Here is a 24,916-nt window from a genome sequence, read left to right as displayed (position 1 = left end):
AGATGTTTCATTTAGAAGTCAATCAGTTGCACAAATCCTACGGCGATACTCCGGTGTTCGAGGGGATCGAATTCGGCATCCGCAAGGGGGAGCTGGTGACCCTGCTCGGCCCCTCCGGCTGCGGCAAGTCCACCCTGCTGCGGGCGCTGGCCGGGCTCACCCCGGTGGATGGCGGTCAGGTGCGGGTGGCCGGGGAAGACATCACCTGGCAGGCGCCCCAGAAGCGGGGCATCGGCATGGTGTTCCAGAGCTATGCGCTCTTCCCCAACATGACGGTGTGGGACAACGTCGCCTTCGGCCTCAAGATGAAGCCCCAGCCGGGGCGCGAGCTCTCGGCCAGCGTGAAAGAGGCGCTGGCGCTGGTGGAGCTGACCGGCTTCGAGCGCCGCTATCCGGCCGAGCTCTCCGGCGGCCAGCGCCAGCGGGTGGCGCTGGCGCGCGCCCTGGTGGTGCAGCCGCGGATCCTGCTGCTGGATGAGCCGCTCTCGGCGCTGGATGCCCGCATCCGCCGCAGCCTGCGCCAGCAGATCCGCGAGATCCAGCAGCGCCTCGAGCTCACCACCATCTTCGTCACCCACGATCAGGAGGAGGCGCTCACCCTGTCGGACAGGATCTTCCTGATGAACAAGGGAGCCATCGTGCAGAGCGGCACGCCGGAGCAGATCTACACCCGCCCCGCCAGCGAGTTTGTGGCGGGCTTTATCGGCAACTACAACCTGCTCGGCGCCGAGCAGGGCAAGTCCCTGTTCGGCCCCCGTTTTCAGGGCAAGCTGGCGCTGCGGCCGGAGTCCATCACCCTGTTGCCCGCCGGGGCGAGCAGCAGCGAACCCAGCCTGCCCGGCATCATTCGCCAGCAACAGCTGCTCGGCAACGTCATCCGTTATCAGGTGGAGTGCGAGGCGGGGCTGTTGACGGTGGATTGCCTCAACCGCTGTGCCGGCGATCTGCTGGCCGTGGGGAGCGCCGTGACCCTGGCGGTGGCCCGGGATCAGCTCTGTGAGGTAGCATGAGGCCGCATTTCATTTCCATTTTCACTGCGAGGAGCGCCCATGGCACTGGCACTGTTTGATCTGGACGAGACCCTGATAGCCGGGGATTCCGCCAGCCTCTGGCTGGAGTACATGGTGGCCGAGGAGCTGGCCCCGGCGGGCATGGTGGCCGAGGAGCAGGCCATGATGTCCCTCTACCATCAGGGCAAGATGGACATGCACCAGTACATGGCCTTCACCCTGCAACCCCTGGCGGGCAAGACGCGCCAGTGGCTCGACTCCCTCTGCACCCGCTTTGCCGAGCAGGTGCTGCGCGAGCGCCTCTACCCCGAGGGGCTGGCCCGCATCGAGTGGCACCGCCAGCGCGGCGACGAGCTGGTGCTCATCTCCGCCTCCGGCGAGCACCTGGTGGCCCCCATGGCAAAGATGCTGGGAATGGATCACTGCGTCGCCATCCTGCTCGACGAGGAGGAGGGAAGGCTGACCGGCCAGACCCGCGGCACCCTGAGTTTTCGCGAGGGCAAGGTGGCCCGCATCAACCAGCTCTTTGCCGGGCGGGAGCAGATCTGGCAGGGTAGCTTTGGTTACAGCGACTCCCACAACGATCTCCCCATGCTGCGGGCGGTGACCCATCCCCATGCGGTCAATTCGGCCCCTGCCCTGCGCCAGTGCGCCTCGGAGCTGGGCTGGCCCCTGTGGGCGTGGCAGTTGCTCCCTTGAGCCGCTGAATGAAGAAGAGGCCCTCAGGCCTCTTCCTTGCTCAGTATCCCATCGTCTTCCGGCGGCACTTCCTGCTGCGCCAAGGGGGCACCTCCCCCCAGATAGATGCGGTTCTTGCCATCTCGCTTGGCGCGATACACCTCGGCATCGACGATATCGAGCAGCCCCTTGGCATCCAGACCGGGGGCGCTCGCCACCAGGCCGCCGCTGAAGGTGATCCCGAGGCCGGGTTCACGCCAGTCCAGGGACGCGACCCCTATCCTGTACTGCTCCAGCAGCATCTGGCAGAAGTGGATGTCGGGGTTGGCGAACAGCACCACCAGCTCCTCGCCGCCGTAACGGCAGACCCAGCCGTGATCCTCCAGCAGCTGGTTGCCCAGCTTGGCCACCCGCTTGAGCACCACGTCTCCGGTCTGATGGCCGAAGGTGTCGTTGACCCGCTTGAAATCGTCCAGATCCACCATGGCCAGGCAGAACGGCTGATGCTCGAACAGCAGACGATTGACTCGTTCGTCGAAGAAGCGGCGATTGTAGAGGCCGGTCAACTTGTCCAGATTCGCCTGCTGGCGCGCCTCGTGGTAATCCTTGCTCACCTCCGCCAGCTCGGCATAGACGTGCCTGAGCTCGTGCATGCCCCCATGGGGCACCCCATCGGGTGGCATCCTGCTGGCGCGGATCATGGTGGAGATCTCGTCCAGCATCCGCCTGAAATAACGGGACCAGACCAGGGCCAGCAGCGCATAGAGCATGCAGGCCAGCACCACCACCCCGAGCACGTTGAGGGAGGCGCTCGCCACCACGACCTGAATGCTCGACGCCGGCAGCACGCTGATCAGCACCCAGTTGCGATCGGGCAGGCGGCTGTAGGCCACAAACTGCCGGGAGTCCGAGTCCAGGAAGATGCCGTCCTCAGCGCTGAAGCGGGAGAGCCAGCTCGGGTGCGTCATGGGCTTGAGCAGCCGGGAAGGATCGGGATGGGCCAGCACCTTGCCGGACTGGTTGACGATCATCTGGTAACCGCTGTTCCACTGCCGGTTCAGCTGGGCGGAGAAGGGCGCCAAGATGGCATCGACCGCGAACACCCCGCGCACCCTGCCCTCCTGGTCGGTGAGCGCCCGTGCGAGCGCGATCACCAGGTTGCCGTTGGTGTAGTCGTAATAGGGCTCGGTCCAGACCATCTTGCCCACATGCTGGCTGGCCAGCTGATACCAGGGACGCGTCCTGGGATCGAAGCCCGTATCCGCCTGCCACTCGGGGTAGATAAGCATCTGGCGCTCGGCGGTGCCGACATAGATGTAGATGAGATCCGCCATGACCCCCTTGTAGAGGCGCCACTCCTTGAGATAGCTCTCGGCATTGTGCAGGCGGGGGCCGCTGATGTCGTCCACCTTCACCTGGTCGTAGATGAGGGTGAACTGGCGTTCCATTTCGTGCAGGTAGGGTTCGATGAAGACGTGACGCAACTGGTGGTTGGTGGCGAGCAGACGGTGTTGCAACTCTCGTTGCAGGCTGCGCTCCATGTGCAGGTAGTAGATGGCGCCCAGCATCAGCACGGGAATGAACAACAGCAACAGGCCCAGACGCATCCTGGCAACCAGGGACCAGGTCTTTTTGGAGACTGCTCGTTTATCCAACCCTGCCTCCTGCTATCCCCCGACGTCGTGTAGTGTCAGAATATCAGCCCCGCTCTATGGCGTCCAAAGAGAAGCTTGCCATGTGGCCAACGAGAAGGAACAGGCTCGGATGTTGAACCCGGAACTGCTGACCGCGCTCCATTATTGCGCCGTGATCACCCTGACCGGCGCCATCACCTCGGTGTACTTTCTGTTTCGGCGCGGCATGTCCATCGAGCAGGTGCGCAAGCTGCTGCTGGCAGACAGCCTGGCGGCGCTGGCGCTGCTGTTCATCTTCATCACTGGCGTGCTCATGGTGCTCGCTCATCCGCTGCAACCTTCGGCCCTGCTGGCCAATCCCGGCTATCGCACCAAGCTGCTGCTGTTCTTCGCCATGGCCCTCAGCTTCGGCTACCCCAGCCGGCTGTTCCATCACTGGCGCCGCTCCCTGCGTCAGGGGCGCGCCCCCATTGTCTCCATCCAGCAGCAGTTCTGGGTGATCTGGATCCTTCGGGGCAACCTGCTGCTGCTCGCCCTGCTGCCCCTGCTCGCCAGGCTGGCTGGCGGCTGGTAGCCGCCTCGGGCTGGCGCCCATCTGATTGCAAATCACCGGCGACAAAGCCCCCCGCTGACGGGTATCGTACTGAGAGGGGCCCGAGTGCCTCTGTCACTGCTCTCTCAGGGATGAATCCGTATGCGTTCAAACATGATGTTATTGATGGCCGCCGCCATCTGGGGGCTGGGCTTCGTCGCCCAGCGCCTGGGGATGGATCACATGGGGCCTTTCACCTTCAACGGCCTGCGCTTCCTGCTCGGGGCCGCCTCCCTGCTGCCGCTCTTGTGGTGGCTCAAGTCGCGCCAGCCCAGACCGCAATCCGGATCATCATCGGGCGATCGCCGCCTGCTGCTGGTCGGGGGCCTGATAGCCGGGGGCGTGCTGTTCAGCGCCGCCTCCCTGCAGCAGGTGGGGCTGCTCTACACCACGGCCGCCAAGGCGGGCTTCATCACGGGTCTCTACATCATACTGGTGCCCGTCATCGGCCTGGTCCTGCGCCACAAGACGGGGGCCAACACCTGGATTGGCGCCCTCATCGCCATGGCTGGCCTCTATTACCTCAGCGTCACCGAGGAGTTCACCATAGGCTACGGTGATCTGCTGCAGGTGATCGGTGCCCTGTTCTGGGCCGTGCACCTGCTGGTGCTGGATCACTACTCGAACCGGGTCGCCCCCATCCGCCTTGCCGGGGTGCAGTTCGTGGTGTGCGGCCTGCTCAGTCTTGGTACTGCCTTTGTCATCGAGACCCCGACCCTCGGCGGCGCCGTGGCGGGCTGGCAGGCCCTGCTCTACGCGGGGCTGGTGTCGGTCGGTATAGGCTACACCCTGCAGGTGGTCGGCCAGCGCGGTGCCCATCCGGCCCACGCCGCCATCATCTTGAGCCTGGAGACGGTATTCGCCGCTATCGGCGGTGTGCTGCTGCTGGGGGAACATCTGGACGAGCGAGCCATCGTAGGCTGCGCCCTGATGCTGGCGGGCATGCTGATCTCTCAGATCCGCTTGCGCTGGTGGTGGAAGTCCCGCCGGGACAAGGTACCCAGCCAACCCTGAACGAGCGAACCTTGGTGGGCTGCACCCCGATGCTGGCGGGCATGCTGATCTCCCAGATCCGCTTGCGCTGGTGGTGGAAGTCCCGCCGGGACAAGGTGCCCAGCCAACCCTGAACGAGCGAACCTTGGTGGGCTGCACCCTGATGCAGGCATGGCGCCATCCCCCCAATAAAACGAGGCGCCCAGGGGCGCCTCGTTTTATTGCCGTCTGCCTAGCGCACGCTGGAGCAGAAGCTCACGTCGTCGCGCAGGGGGTCATTGCTCACGCTGTGATAGAGCTCGAAGCAGGGGCCGTCGCCGAACGCCAGCCCGGCGGAGACTATGTCGCCTATGTGCTCCTGCCAGCGCGGCCCGTACTGGTTGCGATCCGTGATGAGGTAGCGTGACTGGGCGTAACGCCCGGCGGGGATGAGCTGGATCTCCACCTCCCCCGTCCCCAGGGTGCCCACCGGCACTGTGATGCCGATGTCGGTACGGCACTGGGCAGGCGGCGTCACCTCGGGGTTGTCGTGGTAGATGAAGATCCACTCTCCCCCTTCCAGGCCTCGGGGCGCGGCCCACTGGTGAAGGCGGTTGCAGACGGCGTCATACCCCTCGCCATAGGGACCGGTCACGCGAATATAGGCCAGGGTGCGGGCGTCCATCTCGACGGTGTTCATGGTGTTGCTCCTTGCTGATGAGTGGTCTTCAGCATAAGGGAGTACCCCTTGCCATGCGTGTCCTTCCTTGCGATCCAGGTGTCCGTTCTTGCCCTTGTCGCGGCGAAACTCCCCCGGGGTGCAGCCATAGTGACGGCGAAACGCCTTGGCAAAGGCCTGGGAGCTGGCGAGCCCCGCCCCCAGGGCGATGGCGGTGACGCTGGCATCGGTATAGCAGAGCTGCCAGGCTGCCCGCTGCATCCGCAGCCGGCGGCACATCTCGCCGGGGGACTCCCCCACCACGGCGGTAAACACCCGGTGGAAGTGATAGAGGGAGAGACAGGCGCGGCTCGCCAGCTCCTCGATGGAGAGATCCGGCTCCTGCTCCAGTGCCCGCAGCACGGGAGTCAGGCGCTCGCGATAGTCGATCATGAGCGCACTCTCGCCATATAGAGGGTGTCCACCAGCACGCCGTGGCGCAGGCCGTAATCCCGGGCGACACCTTCCTGCACGAACCCGAACTTGCGGTAGAGCGCCTGCGCCGCCTCATTGTCACTCCAGACGGTGAGCTCGAGGCGAGTCAGCCCGAGCCAGTTGTCCGCCAGATCCAGCGCGGCCGCCATCAAGTCCGAGCCCACGCCGCGCCCGGCCCAGTCATCACGCACCGCCATGCCGAGGCTCGCCACGTGGCGCCGACGCGGGTTGGGCTCCTGCCACAGGGTCAGGTTACCCACCACCAGACCATCGGATTCGGCCAACAGGCTGTAGACTCCGTCGCGCGGTTCAAGCTTCTGCTCCCACTGCTGCTGGGAGGGAAAGGGCAGTTGCAGGGTACCGGCCTGGGCTTTGGGCATGGCGTAGAGATCGCGCAGGGGGGCGGCATCTTCCGGCCCGGCGCGGCGAATGGTGATGGACATGAGACCTCCTGATTGGCTGAGTCCCATCTTGCCGCAAGGCTGGCGTTCGTTTCCACCCCCCATCAGCGAAACCAATCAAAGGGTTAGGCACACTCCATTGGAGCCGGGCGCGCCCTTCCCCTAGTCTGGCGGCTCATCACAAGGAGATGCCCCATGACTGACAAGACCCTGCACAGCGCCAACGGTGCCCCCGTCGTCGACAACAACAACAGCCTCACCGCCGGCCCCCGCGGCCCCGTGCTGATGCAAGACATCTGGTTGATGGAGAAACTCGCCCACTTCGACCGCGAGCGCATTCCCGAGCGGGTGGTTCACGCCAAGGGTTCGGGCGCCTACGGCACCTTCACCGTCACCCACGACATCAGCCAATTCACCAAGGCCGACCTGTTCAACGCCATCGGCAAGCAGACCCCGGTCTTCCTGCGCTTCTCCACCGTGGCCGGTGAGAAGGGGGCCGCCGACGCCGAGCGCGACGTGCGCGGCTTCGCCCTCAAGTTCTACACCGAGCAGGGCAACTGGGATCTGGTGGGCAACAACACCCCCGTCTTCTTCATCCGGGATCCCCTGAAATTCCCCGACTTCATCCACACCCAGAAGCGGGATCCGCGCACCAACCTGCGCAGCGCCACCGCCGCCTGGGACTTCTGGTCACGCCATCCGGAATCCCTGCATCAGGTCACCATACTGTTCAGCGATCGCGGCATCCCCAGGAGCCTGCGGGAGATGAACGGCTACGGCAGCCACACCTTCAGCTTCATCAACTCGGCCAACGAGCGCTTCTGGGTCAAGTTCCACTTCAAGACAGAGCAGGGCCACAGCTTCTACACAGATGAGGAGGCGGCCAATGCCGTCGGTCAGGACAGAGAGACCAGCCAGGCGGATCTCTACAACGCCATAGAGCGGGGAGACTTCCCGCGCTGGAAGGTCTATGTGCAGGTGATGCCGGAGGCCGAGGCCCAGACCTACAGGATCCACCCGTTCGACCTCACCAAGGTGTGGCCGCACAGCGACTACCCGCTGATCCCGGTCGGCGTGCTTGAGCTCAACCAGAATCCGGACAACTACTTCGCCCACGTGGAGCAGGCCGCCTTCACCCCGGCCAACGTGGTGCCCGGCATCGGCTTCTCGCCGGATCGCATGCTGCAGGGGCGGCTCTTCTCCTACGGCGACACCCAGCGCTATCGCCTCGGCGTCAACCACGGCCTGCTGCCGGTCAACGCCCCGCGCTGCCCCTTCCACCACGGCGCCCACCGCGACGGCGCCATGCGCAGCGACAGCAATGGCGGCGCCAGCCCCAACTACCAGCCGAACCGCTTCGGTACCCAGCAACCGAGCGAGCAGCACGAGCCGGCGCTGAGTCTGGAGGGGGCCGCCCTGCACTACGACTTCCGTGACCATGACAGCGACTACTACAGCCAGCCGGGGGATCTGTTCCGCCTGATGGACGAGGGGCAGCGCGCGCGCCTGGCCGCCAACCTGGCGCGTTCCCTTATCAATGTGGAGGATGACGCCATAGTCGCGGCCCAGCTCAAGCACTTCGAGCAGGCCGACCCCGAGTACGCCAAGCGGGTCGAGCTGGCACTGGCCGCCTTGCAGCGCTAAGCCGCAGGCAGGCAACATCTGCAAACGCAAAGCGGGGGCCTGATGGCCCCCGTTATCGTGATGCTGACGGTGATAAATGCAAAAACGGAGCCCAAGGCTCCGTTTTTCAATGCGGTATCCATCCCGGACGCAGCGCCCTCGCGCTCTTCCCGCTCCCTTGCCAACAAGGGTTTGTACCACCAGCTCACGACGGCAACGACCTTGTGCCTTGGCAGAGCGACGCCATTATCCACCTGCGGTAATCAACCTGCCGGCGGTAATGAACCTGTGGTGATGAATAAAAACGGAGCCCGAGGCTCCGTTTTTCAATGCGGTATCCATCCCGGACGCAGCGCCCTCGCGCGCTTCCCGCTCCCTTGCCAACAAGGGTTTGTACCACCAGCTTACGACGGCAACGACGTTGTGCATTGGCAGAGCGGCACCATTATCCACCTGTGGTAATCAACCTGCCTGCGGTAATGAACCTGTGGTGATGAATTAAAACGGAGCCCGAGGCTCCGTTTTTCAATGCGGTATCAATCCCGGACGGAACGCGCTTCGCGCTCTTCCCGCTCCCTTGCCAACAAGCGTTTGTACCACCAGCTACTGCGACGACGTTGTGCATTGGAAGAGCGACGAGCCATTTCTTAGGTTCCAGCCAAGAGAAGAAAGGAGCTGCATTATGCGACAGGGATCACGCCCGTGTCTGTAGCTGGATCAAGAAAAGGCTCACTGACCCACCCTGATCGTCTCCCTGTTGGCCGCCCCTTCGTCGACGGGCTCGTAGCTGGCGGGTTCGCGCCAGGCCAGGGGCCCGTTGCTCTCCTGGTCGTTTTGCGGGCCGCACTCCAGCCAGAGATCCCCCTGCTGGATGCGAGATCCGAGGGAATATTTCTGATCCTGATACCAGCAGACCCGCTCGGGCAGCGAGCCCAGGGGCAACACCAGATCCGTGCCCACCGAGTGGCTGAGGGTGTTCGACGCCGGGGCCGCCTGGGCAGGGAGGAGCCCGCCGAGGGCAAACAGACAAAACGCGGTTCGGATCATGAGTGACACCTGTGACAACGAGAGAGTGATCCCCTAAAGCGACCACCAGCGTCGCCGACTTGACCAATAAGTGTCGGCTCATCTGGCATTCCGGAAGCAATATGATAGCCTGCCAGCGCCCGCCGATCCCCATGGGTGAAGGGCCGGGCCAGTTCGGGTCATGCTGTCGGGAAAAGACAGTATATAACCTTATTAATCAAATAATTACTTGGATATGTTGTCGATGCGTATCATGCCGTTGCTCAAGGCCGCCTGCCTGAGCCTGATGTTGTCCGCCTGCGTGGCCCCCTTGCTGATGATGAGCCCCACCAGCCAGCTGATGTGGGCCCTGCTCAAACCCCTGGTCGGTTTCGATCCGAACGAGGCCAACCTGTTCGAACAACCGCTGATCAAGGACAGGATGACCGCCATGCTGGGGCCCAACTACGACAGCACCATGCAGTTGCTCAAGACGGCCAACGAGTTGCAGCAGGAGGGGCCGCTGTTTTACGTGGTCTCCCGCTACGCCCCAGTGCCGGATGTGGCCAAACAGGCCGGCATGGTGTGGAACGCCGACACCAACCAGCTCTCCGTCATGTTGCAGAAGGGCGACGGCGCCACCCAGGTGTTTGGCGAGAACCTGACGGCGGCGACCCCGATCTGGCCGAGCGCCATGCAGGAGTGGCAGGCCGGCAACCCGACCGCCACCGCCCTCACCGACGCCGGCAAGGTGATGACGGGAACAAGCGGTTCCCTGCTTGGCAATGTGATGGGCAACCTGCAACAGAGCGCGACTCAGGCCCTGACCGACTCGACCAGCCAGATGATCGGCAGTGCCACTGCCCAGGCGCAGCAGCAGGCCAGCAAGGCTGTCGGCAGCGTCACCACCTCGGCGCAGCAGCAGGCCAGCAAGGCTGTCAGCGACTCCGCCAAACAGGCGGTCGGCAGCGTCACCACCTCGGCGCAGCAACAGGCCAGCAAAGCGGTGAGCGACTCCGCCAAGCAGGCGGTCGGCAGTGCCACCGCCTCGGCGCAGCAGCAAGCCAGCAAGGCTGTCAGCGACTCGGCCAAACAGGCGGTCGGCAGTGCCACTGCCTCGGCGCAGCAGCAGGCCAGCAAGGCAGTGAGCGACTCCGCCAAACAGGCGGTCGGCAGCGTCACTGCCCAGGCGCAGCAGCAGGCCAGCAAGGCGGTGAGCGACTCGGCCAAACAGGCGGTCGGCAGTGCCACTGCCCAGGCGCAGCAGCAGGCCAGCAAGGCTGTCAGCGACTCGGCCACCCAGACGGTGAGCGATGCCACCGATATCTTGCGGCAAACCAACCAGGCCGTGAGCCGCTCCGCCCAGCAGGCGGTCAACGATACCGCCAAGCAGGCCGCAGCCAGTGCGCAGCAACAGGCAGACAAGGTCGTCGGCGACACCGCCAGGCAGGCCGCGCAGCAACAGCTGAACAAGGTGGTCAGCGGGGCGACCGGCACTGTGCAGGTGCAGGCCGACAAGGTGGAAACCCAGATGAAGCAGAGCGATCAGGCCAGGGCGGATGCCGAGGCCGAGCTGGAGAAGCTGCTCAACTAAGTCGTGTAAGAGGGCGAACCCGTGCACCATGCAAACAGGCCATCCGAGGATGGCCTGTCGTTTATCTGCGAATGGGCAGGGGAGCCTTACAGGTGGCGGTCCTGCTCGGTGGGCTTGGCCACCTTGTCTTCGCTGTGCTCGATGGCGGTGCGGATGAGGTCGACGCCGGCCCGGATGATCAGCACCCCCATGTTGACCAGCTTGACGCAGACCCACATGAAGGTGATGAGCAGGATCAGCTTGAGCACTGTCTGGAAGGCTTCCAGGAAGTTCTGCTCCAGCTGGCTGGTGAGGCCATTGGCACTGGTCATCAGCCAGGTGTAGACCTCGCGCACGAACGGAATGCGGCTCGGCATCTCCAGCACGTCCAGTGCGGCAGGCAAGGCCTGGAAGATGACGATGCTGCCAAACAGTATCAGGATGACGCCGATGGCAATCCCCAGGAAGAAACCGAACTGTCGCATGAAAGGCCCCAAGATGTGTTGAATGAGAAGAACAATAGCCGCCAATACTAGGGACTGCCCGGGCCGACGGCAATCCTTGCGCCCCAGATTGGGCCGAGACACTCCCGGCCTGCACCGGCCATCTACCGGAAGTCATTGCCCAAGTATCTGATTTCTGTGACCCTTGTCCCCATCTATTCCCTTAGTGGCACCATCATGCCCAGACTCGCTCTCTTACTGCTTCTGCTGCTCGGCTCCCTGTCATCCTCCCTGTTCGCCGCCGAGGCGCCCCCAGGTGCGGCCGCCTGCGTGATCCGCCACCAGCAGGATCTGTTGCTGGTCCAGGACAGGATCTCCGATCGCTACAGCCTGAGTGGCGGCTACATAGACGGGGGCGAGACGCCCGCCCAGGCGGCTCTGCGGGAGCTGTTCGAGGAGACGGGGCTCCATGGCCGGATCACCGGGGAGCTGGGGCGCTGGCAGCGCGCCATGGTATTCGCCTGCCAGACGCTGACCCCCATCCGGGCCCAGCGCGGCTCGGGTTTTGTCTCCCTGCTTGAGGCCCCGAACCTCGGCGGCGAAATTCTCAACGCCAGGCTGATCGATGCCGCCAGCCTGCCCCATGATCAGCGCCGCTTCCCGACGCAGCTCGACTGGATAACCCCAAGGCTGGCCGAGGTGCCCGAGAGCGAGGTGCAGTGGGTGCCGGACTTCAGTCCCGAAGGCAGCGCCCTGCACAGGGCAGAGCTGCCGCTGATCCAGCGCCTGCAGCAGTGGCTGGGGCCAGACGCGCGCTGGCTTGAGGTCGGCAATCTGCTGGGATCGGCGGCCTTCCAGCTGGCCCTGATCCCCTTCTTGCTCCCCCTGCTGGGCTGGCCAAGGCTGCGCAACCTGCTGTTTGCCATGGTGCTGCTCACCCTGCTGGTGCAGCTGCTCAAGGAGGGGGTAGCCTGGCCCAGGCCCTTCCACCTCGATCCCATGCTGGGGCAAAGGAGCGCCCAGGGCTTTGGCATGCCGAGCGGCCACGCCGCCTCGACCCTGCTCTACTGGGGCCTGCTGCTCGGCGCCTTGACCTCCCTCAGAGCCTGGCAGGGCATGGGGCTGGCCCTGCTGCTGGCGGCCCTGGCCGGGCTGGCCCGCATCTGGCTCGGCGTGCACTTCCTCTCGGATGTGGCGGCCGGCCTGGGTCTCGGCGCCCTGCTGCTGGCACTGCGCGCCCCCCTGGCGGCACTGGCGCAGCGCCAAGCCCCCTGGGCTCTCCTGCTGCTGGCCTGCGCCCTGGCGGGCTGGCTGACCCAGTCCACCGCCCTGGCGGGGCTCGCCATGTTCACCCTGGGACTGGTATCGGGTAATCTGCTACAACTCGAACGACACCCAGCTCCCGCCCTCCATGCCACTCTGCTGGCCCTGGCGGGCGGCCTGCTCATCGGCGGGGGGCTGTTCGTGCTCCCTGTGCTCACCGACAGCTCTGTGCTGCTCCTGGCGGGAAAAGGGTTACTCTATGGCTGCCTGGGGTTCTGGCTGAGTGCCGCACTCTGGTGGCTGCTGTCTTTTATCAATACTGGCGCCGGATCCCGGCGCCCCACCCCTCGTTAAAGGGAACGCAATGCATATGAAAAAAGTGGATTTGGCCAAGATCACCCTGGGCCTGCTGTTTCTCAGCCTGCTCATCATCTCGTGCTTCATGGTGCTGCGCCCCTTCCTGCCCGCCCTGGTCTGGGCCACCATGATCACCATAGCCACCTGGCCGCTGATGCAGATGGCCCAGCGCCTGCTGTGGGGCAAGCGCACCCTGGCCGCCCTGCTGATGAGTTGCATCCTGCTGCTGATGTTCGTCATCCCCCTGTTCATGGCGCTGGCCAACGTGGCGGAGAAGGCACCCATGCTGATCGATCTCGGCACCGAGCTGAGCCACTCCCCGCCCCCCGAGCTGCTCTGGCTGCAACAGGTGCCTCTGGTGGGCGACAAGCTGTTCGAGTTCTGGCAGCAGATCCTCGCGAGCGGCGGTCAGGTGCTGTTCGCCAAGCTGGCCCCCTACTTCGGCCAGACAGCCCGCTGGCTGGCGGCCCAGGCGGGCAACCTCGGCCTGCTGTTCGTCCACTTCCTGCTGACGGTGGCCATCTGCGGCCTGCTCTACCACTCCGGGGAAAAAGCCGCCGACGGCATTCGCCGCTTCGCCCACCGGCTGGCGGGCCAGCGCGGCGACAACGCCGTGGTGCTCGCCTCCCAGGCCATCCGCGCCGTCGCCATGGGGGTGGTGGTGACCGCCCTGGTGCAATCCTCGGTGGCCGGGATAGGCCTGCTCATCGCCGGCATTCCCTACACCATGATCCTGGTGGTGCTGATGTTCCTGCTGATCGTCGCCCAGATAGGCCCCTTCCCCGTGCTGCTGGCCAGCGTGGCCTACCTCTACTGGAGCGGGGATACCACCTGGGGCACCTTCTTGCTGGTCTGGTCCCTGCTGGCGGGCACCATGGACAACTTCCTGCGCCCCTTCCTCATCAAGCGCGGCGCCGACCTGCCGCTGATCCTGATCCTGGTGGGCGTCATCGGCGGCCTGCTGGCGCTGGGGATCATAGGGCTCTTTATCGGCCCCGTGGTGTTGGCGGTGGGTTACACCCTGCTGGATGCCTGGATAAAAGAGGGGGAGCAAACGCCCGCCGCAGAGGCGCCCGTGCCGCCCCCGGTGGAGTGACCCGCCCGCAAGAGAAGCAAGACGCCGCCCACTGGGCGGCGTCTTTTTTTGCACGGCTTGGGCCCGGTCGCGCCCACATAGAACCAAAGTTCGAATCGTCTCGCCAAAACACGAACCAGGGTTCGAATCCGCCCCCTCCCTCCCCTGGGATCCCCAGGCCCCTGCCGCCACAATGGCTGCTCCATTGAAGGAGGAGACAAGATGAACGAACTGAGAGCAACACGCGCCCTGATCAGCGGTGGCGCCAGTGGCATAGGGCTGGCCATCGCCGAAGCCCTGGCCAGCCAGGGGGTGGAGCTGGTGCTGGTCTCGCGCCGCCTGGGACTGCTGGAGCAGGAGGCGGCGCGACTCAGCACCCGCTACGGGGTGAGGGTACTGCCGCTTGCGCTGGATCTCTGCGACGGCGATCAGGTCCGCGCCCGCCACGCCGAGGCCCGGGAGCGGCTCGGTCCCATCGACCTGCTGGTCAACAACAGCGGGGTGGGCAGCGACCATCTGGTTCAGGATCTGCCGGAGTCTGAGTGGGACAGGGTCATGGACACCTGCGCCAAGGGGACCTTTCTGCTGACCCAGGCCTGCCTGCCGGACATGCTGGCAAGCCACCATGGTACCGTCATCAATATCGCCTCCCAGGCCGCCAGGCACGGCTACGCCCGGGCCAGCGTCTACTGCGCCGCCAAATTTGCCGTGTTGGGGTTTGCCAAGGCGCTGCGGGAGGAGGTGCAGCATCAGGGCATCCGGGTGCATACCCTCTGCCCCGGGCTGGTCCAGGTGCCGCCCCCGGCCTGCCCGGGCGATCGCAAGCCCGGCTGGTTGCAGGTGGAGGATCTGGCCGAGGCCGTGCTCTACACCCTGCGCCAGGGCGCCCATGTCCAGCTCGACGAGATCGGCATGACGGGGATCTGAGCGAGGTACCATGGAACGGCACCATGGACAACATCCTGCGCCCCTTCCTGATCAAGCGTGGCGCCGACCTGCCGCTGATCCTCATTCTGGTAGGGGTTATCGGCGGCTTGCTGGCGATGGGCATCATCGGCCTGTTTATCGGCCCCGTGGTGCTGGCGGTGGGCTACACCCTGCTGGACGCCTGGATCAAGGAAGATGAGCAACCGGCGACCGCTGCGGTTGAAGCGCCCAAGGCGGAGTGACGATTCAGTAAAAAGACGAATCAGCCATCCATCGCTGATGCCAAGAGCCGCCCATAAGGGCGGCTCTTTGGTTTATTACCGTCCCATACAGGTTCGATTGGCGAAGCGTAATCGGACGATCGAGATGCCGCTGTCCCGGTTGTATTCGTGAGCCAGCGGCATCTGGCAGAGGGGGAAATCGGGTGGCCGTTATTGCGGGGGAATGGATTTACGCGAACGTCCGATTACGCCTGACGGCTAATCGAACCTACGGGCTGGTGGTATTTGTTATGTGATTTACTGCAAAATTTAGGACAGCCCGTATTTGGCCTGATAAAGCAGGTTTAGTTATTAACCAGTTGGCTATTGCTGGAGATACTTTGTAGTAGGTCTTCACAAAGGCTCTACCCAAGACACTTCTTAATAACGTTTCATCTCTATATTTGCGCAACTCTCTTACTTGGTAACACGAAGGATCGCCATAAACAGCAGTAGCAATGAAGCACTTACTGAAAGTTTTTACTGTTGCAGCACAATAGGGGCAAACCGACTTTTCTGGGCTACCTCGATAAGTAATGAGTCTAGGAACAATTTTTTTATCACAACTTGGGCAGTTGATTCTGTCATCAGCAGGCCGAGTTTTTTGCGAGGATGCTTTCGCAGTAATTGTGATATTGATTGCTCTCTGGCCTTTATTACCGGACTTTGACTCAAACTGAACCGAATCGCCATTTGATGGCAGTGATGCGCCATTGATGCTCTGAACATTGAAGTAATGATCTTCTCCGGCTTCAGACGTAATGAAGCCGTAACCCTTCTCTGAGCTGAACCATTTTACAGTGCCTTGCACGTCATCTCCTTTTTCTTATTGCACATAACGCCCGCTTAAGGGGCTGACAACGCTACTACCAAGTTTCCGCATAACACTGAAACTACTGAAATCAACGCACAGTAAAAATGCCGCGCGTTGGAAGTTCCTCTTGAAGCGTTTGTTATAACTCAGTTCCCGCCAAACTAATTCTATTAGCCAAGCTTAGGGAAAGATCAATATAAGCCTCGATAGGCATTCCATGAAGATTAAAGTCTCTATCATGTGCTGCTTTATTTCTCAACATCCTAAGCTGATTAAACATTTTGACTTCATTTTTGGTCAATGCTAACTCGGACAACATCCGTTGCATAATCGAAGGGGGTATAGCACCATGTGCTGAATTTTCACCTGATAATTTTGATATCGTAGAGACTGATGCGTTTTCTATTTCTCGAAATGCTTCTAACACCGCTGAACGAGGAGAAATATCAGCTAACTTCAACAAGAAATTATATCGTTCCTGAGCCTCGTTAGTCACAAAACTCACTGGTTTATTATTGCCTTCCGCTTCCTGCTCTCGAACTAGCTTACTTACACCTTCTGCAAACTCTAATTCCGTATCTTTATGTTTTAGTTTTTTAATTCTAGGTAGTAGCTCCGATACTTTATCTTTTAGCTGGAAAGCGATTAATGCGACAATTAAAGGCCAAGCTGAAGCCTTTACGATTTCAACTATGAATGTTTTCCAATCCAACTTAATGCCCATCCTCAGATTTGATAATGAGTTATAACAGTGATTATATGGAAGGCGGTACTAATCCGTTAATAAAGCCTTCCATATAACACCGATTCGCTCTGAACACTGCGGAAAAGTTCATTTTAAAGCGCTGTAGTGCCTATGGACTCTGGTGCTGAACGCACCCTCTCAACATTCTCCTTTGGCTCTATTTTTGGCCGTCTGGCAAAAATACACTTCTGGGGCGGCAATGGAAAGCGCCATCCGGCCTCCTCCTCATAAAACAGCTCAGGTGTGTGATCGAGGTGACATAGCAGGCGTGCGAGGCGATGCCGGAGTGCCGCGCCTTCTGCCACTGGCTCGGCCAGCAGTTTACCGACGGTGAACGCGACCAGGAGGGGGGCGGGCTTGCCACCCTCTGAGGCAGGTCACTGAATCGGGCCGGCAAGAGTGGTTAAATGGTCGACTCACATCTTGCCGGATATTGCTGTGACCATGCCATCCGACCACCAGCACCTTCAGCCCTGGCCTGACTATCTGCAGGCCTCCTGGCTGCGCTGCGCCCACCAGACCAGCGCCACCCTCTGGCACCCGCCCCACAGCGCCAAGGGGCAGACCTTGCAGAGCCTGCGTCAGCGCAAGCGGGAGTTGCTCACCACTGGCGAGATGGCCCTCGAGGATCTCTACGAATTCATGGAGGGGCGCCCCTGCGCCCTGCTGCTCACCGACGAGAGCGGCTGCCTGCTGGCCCGCACCGGCCATCCCGACACGCTGGCAGAACTCGAAGCCCTGGGGTTTGGCCCCGGCGCCTTCTTCAGCGAGGGGCGCATCGGCACCAATGCCATCAATCTGGCGGCGCTGGAGGGGGTGCCGCTCTGTGTCAGCGGCCCCCAGCACTTCAACCAGACCCTGCACCCCTGGCACAGCTGCGCCAGCCCGGTCTACAACAGCAATGGCCGTCAGGTCGCCATCATGGCGCTGCTCTGCAAGGTGGAAGAGGCGAGTGCCGGGGATCTGGCGCTCACCGTCAGCGCCGGGCGCGAGCTGGCCCATCTGCTGCAGATGGAGACCCTGATGCAGGAGTCCCAGCACCATCTGAGCGAGCTTTACGCCCTGCTGGACGGCATGGATGACGGCGTGCTGGCCTGGGATCCGCAGGGTCGGCTGCGCTACCTCAACGCCCTGGCGGCACACCGGCTGCGGCTCGATCCGGCGCTCTGTCTCGGCCAGCCCCTGGAGCAGCACCTGCTGCTGCCCCAGCGTTTGCAACTGGCCATCAAGGGGCAGACGCCGCTCAGTCATGTGGAGGTGACGCTGGAGCGGCTCGGCGCTCAGGAGGGGGAGTTCATCAATGCGCTGGTGAGCCTCAAGCCGCTGCCGGGGCCGGAGGGGGTCAGCTTTATCGCCCTGCTGCACCCGGTCGATCGGCTGCGGGCCATCCACCAGTTGCGCCAGACGGTGCCCGAGCTGTCGGCGCTGGTGGGGGAATCGAGCGCCATGCGCAAGCTGCTGCGTTACGCCCGGCAGGCGGCCCAGAGTCAGGGGCCGATCCTGCTGCGCGGCGAGGAGGAGGTGGGCAAGGCCCAGCTGGCGGAGGCGATCCACTTTGGCAGCGAACGGGCCGCCGGGCCGCTCATTACCCTCAACTGTCAGGCGCTGCCGAGCGAGCGGATGGCGCTGGAGCTGATGGGCTCCGACGAGGCGGGGCAGGAGCGGGCGGGCAAGTTCGAGCTGGCCCACGGCGGCACGCTCGTGCTGGAGCAGGTGGAGTGCCTCTCTGCCCCCATGCAGGCGGCGCTGCTGCAACTGCTCAAGACCGGCCGCATCCAGCGCTTCGATTCGGCCCGCATCCTGCCGCTCAAGGTGCGGATCATCGCCACCAGCAGCGCCCCGCTGGAGCAGCGGGTGCAGGAGGGGCTGTTTGGCCGCCAGCTGCTCTATGCCTTGCAGGCGTGCGAGCTGTGGCTGCCGGGGCTGCGGGAGCGTGCAGCGGATCTGCCGGGCCTTATCAGCCAGCAGCTAGGGGCGCAGGGGCGCGAGCCGGTGCGCCAGTTCAGCCCGGCGGCCCTCGATTGCCTGCTCGCCTATCCCTGGCCCGGCAATCTGGGGGAGCTGCGCAGCGCCGTCGAGCATGCCCTGCTCCACGCCGGTCAGGGGCCGATCCCGCCGGAGGCGCTGCCCGCTGCCATTCGTCACGGCTATCAGCAGGTGGCGGACGAGGTGGTGGGGCAACCGCTGCTCACCCTGGCGGAGCTGGAGCGGCAAGCCATCCTGCGCTGCGCCCATGCCTGCAAGGGACAGGTGAGCCAGATGGCCCAGCATCTTGGCATTAGCCGCACCACCCTCTGGCGGCGGCTCAAGCTGCTCGAGATCGATCCCGTCGACTATCACGGCTGACGGTGAGCCGTCGCCAAGAGGCCCGCAGAAAACGAAACGGCCCCGCAGATGCGGGGCCGTGTTATATGACAAGGTCAGCGGTGGCGCGGTTACAGCCCCAGCTGGTGGGCGGTGACAATGGCCGCCAGCACATCCTCGGCCGTGACCTTGAACGGCATGTTGTGGATGGTCTCCCCCTCGGCGGTGGAGGCTTTGGCCACCTCCATCAGGCGCGCCATATCCAGCTCCTTGACCCCCATCATATGCAGGTTGGTCGGCAGGCCGATCGAGCGGCAGAAGGCCAGCACGGTCTCGATCTCCGTCATCGGCGCGTTCTCCAGCACCAGCTGCACCAGGGTACCGAACGCTACCTTCTCACCGTGGTAGAGGTGGTGACACTCGGCGAGCTGGGTCAGGCCGTTGTGGACGGCGTGGGCGGCGGCCAGCCCGCTGCTCTCGAAGCCGATACCGCTCAGATAGGTGTTGGCCTCGATGATGTTCTCCACCGCCTTGGTGCAGAGCCCCTGCTCCACCGCCAGCTTGGCCTTGTAGCCATCGGCCAGCAGGGTCTTGTAGCAGAGCTCGGCGATGGCCTGCGCCGCCAGGGTGGAGGCGCCACCGGCCATGGTCTGGCAACCGGAGACCTTGTTGGCGCGCGCCTCGAAGTAGGTAGAGAGCGCATCCCCCATGCCGGAGACCAGCAGCCGTACTGGGGCGCGGGAGACCACACCGGTATCCATGATGACCATGTCGGGGTTGGTCGGGATCATCAGGTATTCACTGAACTGCCCTTGTGGGGTGTAGATGACCGCCAGCGCGCTGGTGGGGGCATCGGTGGAGGCGATGGTCGGCACTATGACCACCGGCACCTTCTGGTAGAAGGCGACCGATTTGGCGGTATCCAGCGTTTTGCCGCCGCCGATGCCGATGATGACGTCAAACGGGGTCTGGTTGCAGCGAGCCAGCAGGCGGTCGATCTCGGGACGGGAGCATTCGCCGTTGAAGCAGTCGAACTCCGGCTTGATACCGGCGCCGTGGAAGCTGGTGGCCACGGAATCGCCCACCAGCTTGGTGACGAAGGCGTCGGCCAGGATCAGCGGCTTGCTGCCGAGCGCTTTGACGTAGTTGCCGATATTGGCGAGGGCCCCGTTGCCTTGCACGTATTTGCTGGGGCTGATGATGATGCGGTCCATATTCTATCCCTCTCTCTTTATCTATTAAGAATCGGGGCGAAGGGGCGGCTGTGCCGGGGACTCCTTCGTCTTTTACTTGCATAACAGTGGCGCGGCGGCTGGCCGATGAAGCCGCTGCCGCGCCTTGAAGCAGACAGGTCAGTCGCCGAAACGCTCGTCAGCCAGCTGCTGGAAGCAGGCCAAGGCGGCGTTGGCATCCTCCCCGCGCGCCAGCAGGGTGAGCCGGTCGCCCTGGCGCACGTTGAGCATGGCGAGCCGGGTCAGGCTGCGGGGGTTGGCCTCTTTATCCCCCTTTTGCAGCTTGAGTTCAGCGGCAAAGGGCTTGAGGGCGGCCACCAGTCGGGCGGCGGGGCGCACATGCAGGCCGTGGGGGTTATCCACCACTACCTCGCAGCGCAGCCAGCCATCGTCGATAACGGGGGCTGTCTCAGTGGCGGTCGGCGCCGCACTGGCTGGCAGCATCGCCTGTTTCGGGCCCAGCGCACCGAGTGCCTCGGCGGCTACCTCATCCAGCGTCAGGCCGGAACCGGCCGCCACCACGGCGGCCAGGGTGCCCTCGACCAGCGGGGCGGGGCAGAGCCGCACCCGAGCACTCAGCTCCGGGGGCAGCAGTTCGAGGGCGGTCTCGGCGCTGAGCAGGGCGCTGCCGAGATCCATCAGTACCAGCACGCCGCTGCCGTCGTCCGCTTCTTCAATCGCACTCATCACGGCGATGGCGTCGGTGCCGATGGGGTGGTCGGGGTCATCGACCCCGGCCGCCAGCAACAGTTTCGCCGGGCTGCCCAGCTGGTCGGCCAGCGCTTTCAAGCCGGCCGCCAGCTGGGCGCTGTGAGAGACAACTACGATTCCGATCATGTCACAACCTCGCTCTGTCACGCAGGGCGGTCAGCAGCAGCAGGGTCGAGGTGGCCCCGGCATCCTGATGGCCTATGCTGCGCTCGCCAAGATAGCTGGCGCGCCCCTTGCGGGCCTGCATCTGGATGGTGGCCTCGGTACCGGCGGCGGCAGCGGCCACCGCCCTGTCCAGCGCATCGTTTAGGGAAAGCTCTTGCTGCTGGGCCTGTTGCAGGGCGGCCAGCGCCGGCCACCAGGCGTCGCACATGGTCTTGTCGCCCGGCTCGGCACGGCCGCGGGAGACGATCCCCTCGACCCCGTCGCTCAGCATTTTGCACAGCTGGCTGAGGCTCAGACTCTGGCAGGCGTCGCTGCTGGCCGCCGCCCGGATAAAGAAGGTGCCGTAGAGCGGGCCGCTGGCACCGCCGACCGAAGAGAGCAAGGTCATGCCGGTGGTTTTCAGCACCTGACCGATGTCCTTGTCTGCCACCGCGGGCAGCTTCTCGGCCACCTTGGCAAAGCCGCGCTGCATGTTGAGGCCGTGGTCGCCGTCGCCGATGTCGGTATCCAGCGCGGTGAGGTAGTCGCGCTGCTCGGTGAAGATGTGTTCGCAGTCGAGCAGCCAGTTGACGATCTGATGTTTGCTTAGCATGGGTTCTCCTTAGCAGCCGCGACGCAGGGCGGGGGTGTGAACGGGGGCATCCCACAGGGTCATCAGCTCATCATCCACCTTGAGCAAGGTGATGGAGATGCCGGTCATGTCGAGAGAGGTGCAGTAGGGGCCGATCAGGTTGCGCACCAGATGGATGCCCGCCTCTTCGCACAGGGTGGCAAGACGGCCATAGACGCCATAGAGCTCGGAGATGGGGGTACCGCCCAGGCTGTTGACCAGCGCGATAACCCGATCGCCTTTGTTGAGCGGTTCGATAAAGGTGTGCTCTTCCTGCCAGCTGCCGGAGGCTCGGTCCCAGTGACGCAGAGTACGGCCATAGGGAGTGTTGTCCGCAAGCTCGCTGAACATGTCATCCACCAGGGTATTGAGGTCGGTGAAGGGGCGGCGCTCGATGCCGGGCTCGCCGTGAATGCCCACGCCGAACTCCATCTCGTTGTCGGCCAGAGTGAAGGAGGGCTTGCCAGCGGCAGGCACGGTGCAGGCGTGGGTGGCGACGCCTATGGTGCGGCTCTGGTTGTTGATGCGGCGGGCCAGCGCCTCGCAGCGGGTCAGGTCATAGCCCGCTTCGGCTGCGGCCCCCACCAGTTTTTCGCACAGCACTGTCGTGGCAACGCCACGGCGACCGGCGGTATAGAGGCTGTCTTTGACCGCTACGTCGTCATCGATCAGCGAAAAGCCGACCTTGACCCCGTCACCGTGCAGCAGCTCGACCGCGGTTTCGAAGTTGAGTACATCGCCGGTGTAGTTCTTCACCAGAAACAGCACGCCCGCGCCCCCATCGACCGCCTGACCGCACTCGTACATCTGATCCGGGGTCGGGGAGGTAAAGATCTCGCCGGGGCAGGCGCCATCCAGCATCCCCTTGCCCACCAGACCGCCGTGCATCGGCTCGTGGCCGCTGCCACCGCCGGAGACCAGCGCCACCTTGCCCATCACGGGGGCGTCGGCGCGGGTGATGTAGTGGGGTTCGATGCGTACCTTGAGCTCGGGGTGGGCGGCAGCCATCCCCATCAGTTGTTCACGGACCACGGCATCGACGGCATTGATCAGTTTCTTCATGGCTCACTCCTTGGCTTGCCACCACACGGGGTAGGCAGATGGTTGATGGAGCCAGTCTAACGGGATAAATCGGGAGGAAAATGACAGCAGGTTAGGTTCGGATTTGAAACAGGATTAGGTGCGTTGGCGTTTCAATCTGAAACTTGGCGGGGCAAACGGGAGAGAAACTGCTAGCGGCCTCACAGCCATGAAAAAGGGCCCCGCAGGGCCCTTCACTATCACCGGAAGCCTTAGATAGCCCAGCCACCGGCATAGAAGATCACCAGCGCGAGGGCGATGATGACGGTGCCGACGTTCAGCTTCTTCCACTCGGCGGCAAACAGACGACCGACAACCAGGGCCACGAAGCCCAGCATGATGCCGGTCACTATGTTGCAGGTGAGCACGATGAAGACGGCGCACAGCATGCCTGCCAGGGCATCGACCGAGTCGTTGAAGTCCAGCTTGGTGACGTTGCCCAGCATCAGCAGGCCGACGTACATCAGCGCCGGTGCGGTGGCGTAAGCCGGCACCAGGTAGCTCAGCGGGGAGAGGAAGATCATCAGCAGGAACAGCACGCCGACCAGCGCAGCGGTCAGACCGGTCTTGCCGCCAGCCGCAGTGCCTGCGGCAGATTCGATGTAGACGGCAGCCGGAGCACCACCCACCACGCCAGCGACCATGCTGCTGACGGAGTCGGCAGTCAGGGCCTTGCCGCCGCTGATGATGTGGCCACGCTCGTTGATAAGGCCCGCCTGACCGGCCACGGCACGTATGGTGCCGGTGGCGTCAAACACGGCTGTCATCACCAGCGCCAGCACGGTCGGGATGACCACCGGATTGAGGGCGCCCAGCAGATCCATGCTGCCAACCAGCGAACCTTTCTCGCCGGTCAGGCTCGGCATGGCGAAGAAGCCCTGCCAGGTCACTTTCGGATCGAAGATGAGGCCGAGGATGGAGATGGCGATGATCACCATCAGGATGCCGCCCGGCACCTTGCGACGCTCCAGACCGAAGATGGCGGCCAGACCCAGCACCGTCATGATGACCGGGAAGGAGGTCACTTCACCCAGTTGAACCGGCAGACCGGCCCCTTCGTTCTTGATCACCATGCCGACGCCGTTGGTGGCGATCAGCAGCAGGAACAGACCTATACCAATGCCGGTGCCGTGGGCGATGCCGGAGGGGAGGTTGTCCAGGATCCACTGGCGCACGCCGGTGACGCTGATCAGAGTAAACAGCCCCCCCATCAGGAAGATGGCGCCCAGGGCGACCGGAATGCTCAGTCCCTGACCCAGTACCAGACTGAACGCGGTAAAGGCGGTGAGGGAGATGGCGCAACCTATGGCCATCGGCAGCTTGGCCCACAGACCCATCAGCAGGGAGCCGAAGGCGGCGATCAAGCAGGTCGCCACGAAGACGGGGCCCTGCTCGAAGCCGGCAGCACCCAGCATGTTCGGCACCACTATGATGCTGTAGACCATCGCCAGGAAGGTGGTCAAACCGGCCAGCAGCTCCTGGCGGACAGTGCTGCCACGCTGGGTGATGGAGAAATAGGAGTCCAGAAACCCGCTATTGCCGGTGCGGGCCGTCATTTCTTGCGTTGCCATAACTCATCCTGAATGTGTGAAGGAAATCGTTTGCGTAATGGCGCGCAAAATAGCAAGAATTTGGCGAGATTGCAGCGGATCAGGCACCATTTTCCCGAACTTTTCCATTTAAAGCCTCATTGGAAGCCTCAACTTCCACATGGGAAGCGCCCCTTCAGCTTCTACACTCTTAGCTAGCCCCCATCAGCCGGAGACAAGCCCATGCACACAGGCAACCTGCTTGGCCAGATCCCCTCCCCCCTGCCCAACGAGGTGTTCACCGACCTGGTCAGCACCAATCACTTTCGCATCGAGCGCATCCTCTCCCAGGGGCAACAAACCCCCACGGGAGAGTGGTTCGATCAGGATGAACACGAGTGGGTGGCGCTGATACAGGGCGAAGCCATCCTGGTCTTCATCACACCGGATACCGGGGTCCAGGAGCGCGTCCACCTTGGGCCAGGGGATTACATCAACATCCCGGCGCACCTTCAGCACAGGGTGGAGTGGACCCACCCTACAGAGACGACCGTCTGGCTCTGCATCTACTACTAGAGTAATCCCTCGCCACAGTGGCAAAGCACAACGAAAGAAGCCCAATCGACAGATTGGGCTTCCTGGACTCAGATGCTGAAGGCGCATAGCAAAAAGGCCTTCCCGTGAGGGAAGGCCTTTCAAATTAGTGGCGGAGCGGACGGGACTCGAACCCGCGACCCCCGGCGTGACAGGCCGGTATTCT

24 protein-coding genes and 1 pseudogene are annotated in these 24,916 nt (G+C 63.3%); 13 read left to right on the top strand and 12 right to left on the bottom strand.

The window, feature by feature from the left end; all coding sequences use genetic code 11:
* Positions 1-2 precede the first annotated feature (2 nt).
* Both AC3WR3_RS18525 and AC3WR3_RS18520 read left to right on the top strand, forming a co-directional pair.
* Positions 3-1,010 (top strand): ABC transporter ATP-binding protein, encoded by a 1,008-nt coding sequence (locus AC3WR3_RS18525; RefSeq protein ID WP_492292808.1) that lies wholly within the window; start codon positions 3-5, stop codon positions 1,008-1,010.
* A 39-nt stretch (positions 1,011-1,049) separates the two neighbouring features.
* Positions 1,050-1,709 (top strand): HAD family hydrolase, encoded by a 660-nt coding sequence (locus tag AC3WR3_RS18520; RefSeq protein WP_492292806.1) that lies wholly within the window; start codon positions 1,050-1,052, stop codon positions 1,707-1,709.
* A gap of 23 nt (positions 1,710-1,732) precedes the next feature.
* Here the strand turns inward: AC3WR3_RS18520 and AC3WR3_RS18515 are convergent, their stop codons facing one another.
* Positions 1,733-3,343 (bottom strand): sensor domain-containing diguanylate cyclase, encoded by a 1,611-nt coding sequence (locus tag AC3WR3_RS18515; RefSeq protein ID WP_404837318.1) that lies wholly within the window; start codon positions 3,341-3,343, stop codon positions 1,733-1,735.
* Between the two features lie 109 nt (positions 3,344-3,452).
* On the opposite strand from AC3WR3_RS18515, the gene AC3WR3_RS18510 reads away from it, so the two are divergent.
* The gene (locus AC3WR3_RS18510; RefSeq protein ID WP_202047557.1) at positions 3,453-3,896 is read left to right on the top strand and encodes a DUF2214 family protein; all 444 of its coding nucleotides are present in this window, start codon (positions 3,453-3,455) and stop codon (positions 3,894-3,896) included.
* 120 nt (positions 3,897-4,016) lie between these two features.
* Complete coding sequence (locus tag AC3WR3_RS18505; protein ID WP_492292804.1) at positions 4,017-4,928, top strand: DMT family transporter; 912 nt, start codon at positions 4,017-4,019, stop codon at positions 4,926-4,928.
* Between the two features lie 211 nt (positions 4,929-5,139).
* Here AC3WR3_RS18505 and AC3WR3_RS18500 read toward each other — a convergent pair whose 3' ends face one another.
* The gene (locus AC3WR3_RS18500; RefSeq protein WP_492292802.1) at positions 5,140-5,997 is read right to left on the bottom strand and encodes an AraC family transcriptional regulator; all 858 of its coding nucleotides are present in this window, start codon (positions 5,995-5,997) and stop codon (positions 5,140-5,142) included.
* Positions 5,994-6,482, bottom strand: coding sequence for a GNAT family N-acetyltransferase (locus AC3WR3_RS18495; protein ID WP_492292800.1), 489 nt, complete (start codon positions 6,480-6,482; stop codon positions 5,994-5,996). The genes AC3WR3_RS18500 and AC3WR3_RS18495 overlap by 4 nt, the downstream gene beginning before the upstream one ends.
* A 153-nt stretch (positions 6,483-6,635) precedes the next feature.
* Between AC3WR3_RS18495 and AC3WR3_RS18490 the strand changes: the two genes are divergently transcribed.
* Positions 6,636-8,084: a catalase gene (locus AC3WR3_RS18490; protein ID WP_492292798.1), complete on the top strand. Its 1,449-nt coding sequence runs from the start codon at positions 6,636-6,638 to the stop codon at positions 8,082-8,084.
* Between the two features lie 42 nt (positions 8,085-8,126).
* Entirely contained in the window at positions 8,127-8,525 is a 399-nt protein-coding gene (locus AC3WR3_RS18485) for a hypothetical protein (RefSeq protein WP_492292796.1), read from the top strand.
* Positions 8,526-8,792: 267 nt separating this feature from the next.
* Here the strand turns inward: AC3WR3_RS18485 and AC3WR3_RS18480 are convergent, their stop codons facing one another.
* Positions 8,793-9,110: a YnjH family protein gene (locus AC3WR3_RS18480; RefSeq protein WP_205642988.1), complete on the bottom strand. Its 318-nt coding sequence runs from the start codon at positions 9,108-9,110 to the stop codon at positions 8,793-8,795.
* A 223-nt stretch (positions 9,111-9,333) separates the two neighbouring features.
* Here AC3WR3_RS18480 and AC3WR3_RS18475 point away from each other — a divergent pair, with 223 nt between their 5' ends.
* Entirely contained in the window at positions 9,334-10,662 is a 1,329-nt protein-coding gene (locus tag AC3WR3_RS18475; RefSeq protein WP_492292794.1) for a hypothetical protein, read from the top strand.
* 86 nt (positions 10,663-10,748) lie between these two features.
* Here the strand turns inward: AC3WR3_RS18475 and AC3WR3_RS18470 are convergent, their stop codons facing one another.
* Positions 10,749-11,126, bottom strand: coding sequence for a hypothetical protein (locus tag AC3WR3_RS18470; protein ID WP_106885584.1), 378 nt, complete (start codon positions 11,124-11,126; stop codon positions 10,749-10,751).
* A gap of 195 nt (positions 11,127-11,321) precedes the next feature.
* Between AC3WR3_RS18470 and AC3WR3_RS18465 the strand changes: the two genes are divergently transcribed.
* The 4 genes and pseudogenes from AC3WR3_RS18465 to AC3WR3_RS18450 form a co-directional block, all read left to right on the top strand.
* Positions 11,322-12,701, top strand: a complete 1,380-nt coding sequence (locus tag AC3WR3_RS18465; protein WP_492292791.1) for a bifunctional NUDIX hydrolase/phosphatase PAP2 family protein — start codon at positions 11,322-11,324, stop codon at positions 12,699-12,701.
* A gap of 10 nt (positions 12,702-12,711) precedes the next feature.
* On the top strand, positions 12,712-13,800 hold the full coding sequence (ydiK, locus tag AC3WR3_RS18460; RefSeq protein WP_202047564.1) for an AI-2E family transporter YdiK: 1,089 nt from the start codon (positions 12,712-12,714) through the stop codon (positions 13,798-13,800).
* Positions 13,801-14,001: 201 nt separating this feature from the next.
* Positions 14,002-14,706 (top strand): SDR family oxidoreductase, encoded by a 705-nt coding sequence (locus AC3WR3_RS18455; RefSeq protein ID WP_492292789.1) that lies wholly within the window; start codon positions 14,002-14,004, stop codon positions 14,704-14,706.
* Between the two features lie 17 nt (positions 14,707-14,723).
* Positions 14,724-14,948: pseudogene (locus AC3WR3_RS18450) on the top strand (AI-2E family transporter); the annotation flags it as partial.
* A 247-nt stretch (positions 14,949-15,195) separates the two neighbouring features.
* On the opposite strand, the gene AC3WR3_RS18445 reads toward AC3WR3_RS18450, so the two are convergent.
* Positions 15,196-15,777 (bottom strand): cold shock domain-containing protein, encoded by a 582-nt coding sequence (locus AC3WR3_RS18445; protein ID WP_492292787.1) that lies wholly within the window; start codon positions 15,775-15,777, stop codon positions 15,196-15,198.
* A gap of 142 nt (positions 15,778-15,919) precedes the next feature.
* Positions 15,920-16,492, bottom strand: coding sequence for a hypothetical protein (locus AC3WR3_RS18440; protein ID WP_492292785.1), 573 nt, complete (start codon positions 16,490-16,492; stop codon positions 15,920-15,922).
* Between the two features lie 477 nt (positions 16,493-16,969).
* Here AC3WR3_RS18440 and dhaR point away from each other — a divergent pair, with 477 nt between their 5' ends.
* Positions 16,970-18,871, top strand: a complete 1,902-nt coding sequence (gene dhaR, locus AC3WR3_RS18435; protein WP_492292870.1) for a dihydroxyacetone kinase operon transcriptional regulator DhaR — start codon at positions 16,970-16,972, stop codon at positions 18,869-18,871.
* Between the two features lie 89 nt (positions 18,872-18,960).
* On the opposite strand, the gene AC3WR3_RS18430 is transcribed toward dhaR, so the two are convergent.
* The 5 genes from AC3WR3_RS18430 to AC3WR3_RS18410 form a co-directional block, all read right to left on the bottom strand.
* A complete protein-coding gene (locus AC3WR3_RS18430; protein WP_492292783.1) occupies positions 18,961-20,043 on the bottom strand; it encodes a glycerol dehydrogenase in 1,083 nt (360 codons plus the stop codon).
* Between the two features lie 138 nt (positions 20,044-20,181).
* Complete coding sequence (gene dhaM / locus AC3WR3_RS18425) at positions 20,182-20,898, bottom strand: dihydroxyacetone kinase phosphoryl donor subunit DhaM (protein ID WP_492292781.1); 717 nt, start codon at positions 20,896-20,898, stop codon at positions 20,182-20,184.
* Position 20,899: 1 nt separating this feature from the next.
* Complete coding sequence (dhaL, locus tag AC3WR3_RS18420) at positions 20,900-21,529, bottom strand: dihydroxyacetone kinase subunit DhaL (RefSeq protein WP_492292779.1); 630 nt, start codon at positions 21,527-21,529, stop codon at positions 20,900-20,902.
* A gap of 9 nt (positions 21,530-21,538) precedes the next feature.
* Positions 21,539-22,609, bottom strand: coding sequence for a dihydroxyacetone kinase subunit DhaK (dhaK, locus tag AC3WR3_RS18415; protein ID WP_492292777.1), 1,071 nt, complete (start codon positions 22,607-22,609; stop codon positions 21,539-21,541).
* Positions 22,610-22,839: 230 nt separating this feature from the next.
* Positions 22,840-24,198, bottom strand: coding sequence for an NCS2 family permease (locus tag AC3WR3_RS18410; RefSeq protein WP_492292775.1), 1,359 nt, complete (start codon positions 24,196-24,198; stop codon positions 22,840-22,842).
* 201 nt (positions 24,199-24,399) lie between these two features.
* Between AC3WR3_RS18410 and AC3WR3_RS18405 the strand changes: the two genes are divergently transcribed.
* Positions 24,400-24,732, top strand: coding sequence for a cupin domain-containing protein (locus tag AC3WR3_RS18405; RefSeq protein ID WP_042001328.1), 333 nt, complete (start codon positions 24,400-24,402; stop codon positions 24,730-24,732).
* Positions 24,733-24,916 lie beyond the last annotated feature (184 nt).

This window comes from Aeromonas sp. EU05-FHT14A05 (assembly GCF_058791175.1).
The sequence above is the reverse complement of the archived record's forward strand: the minus strand, read 5'-3'. Positions and strand labels throughout refer to the sequence as shown.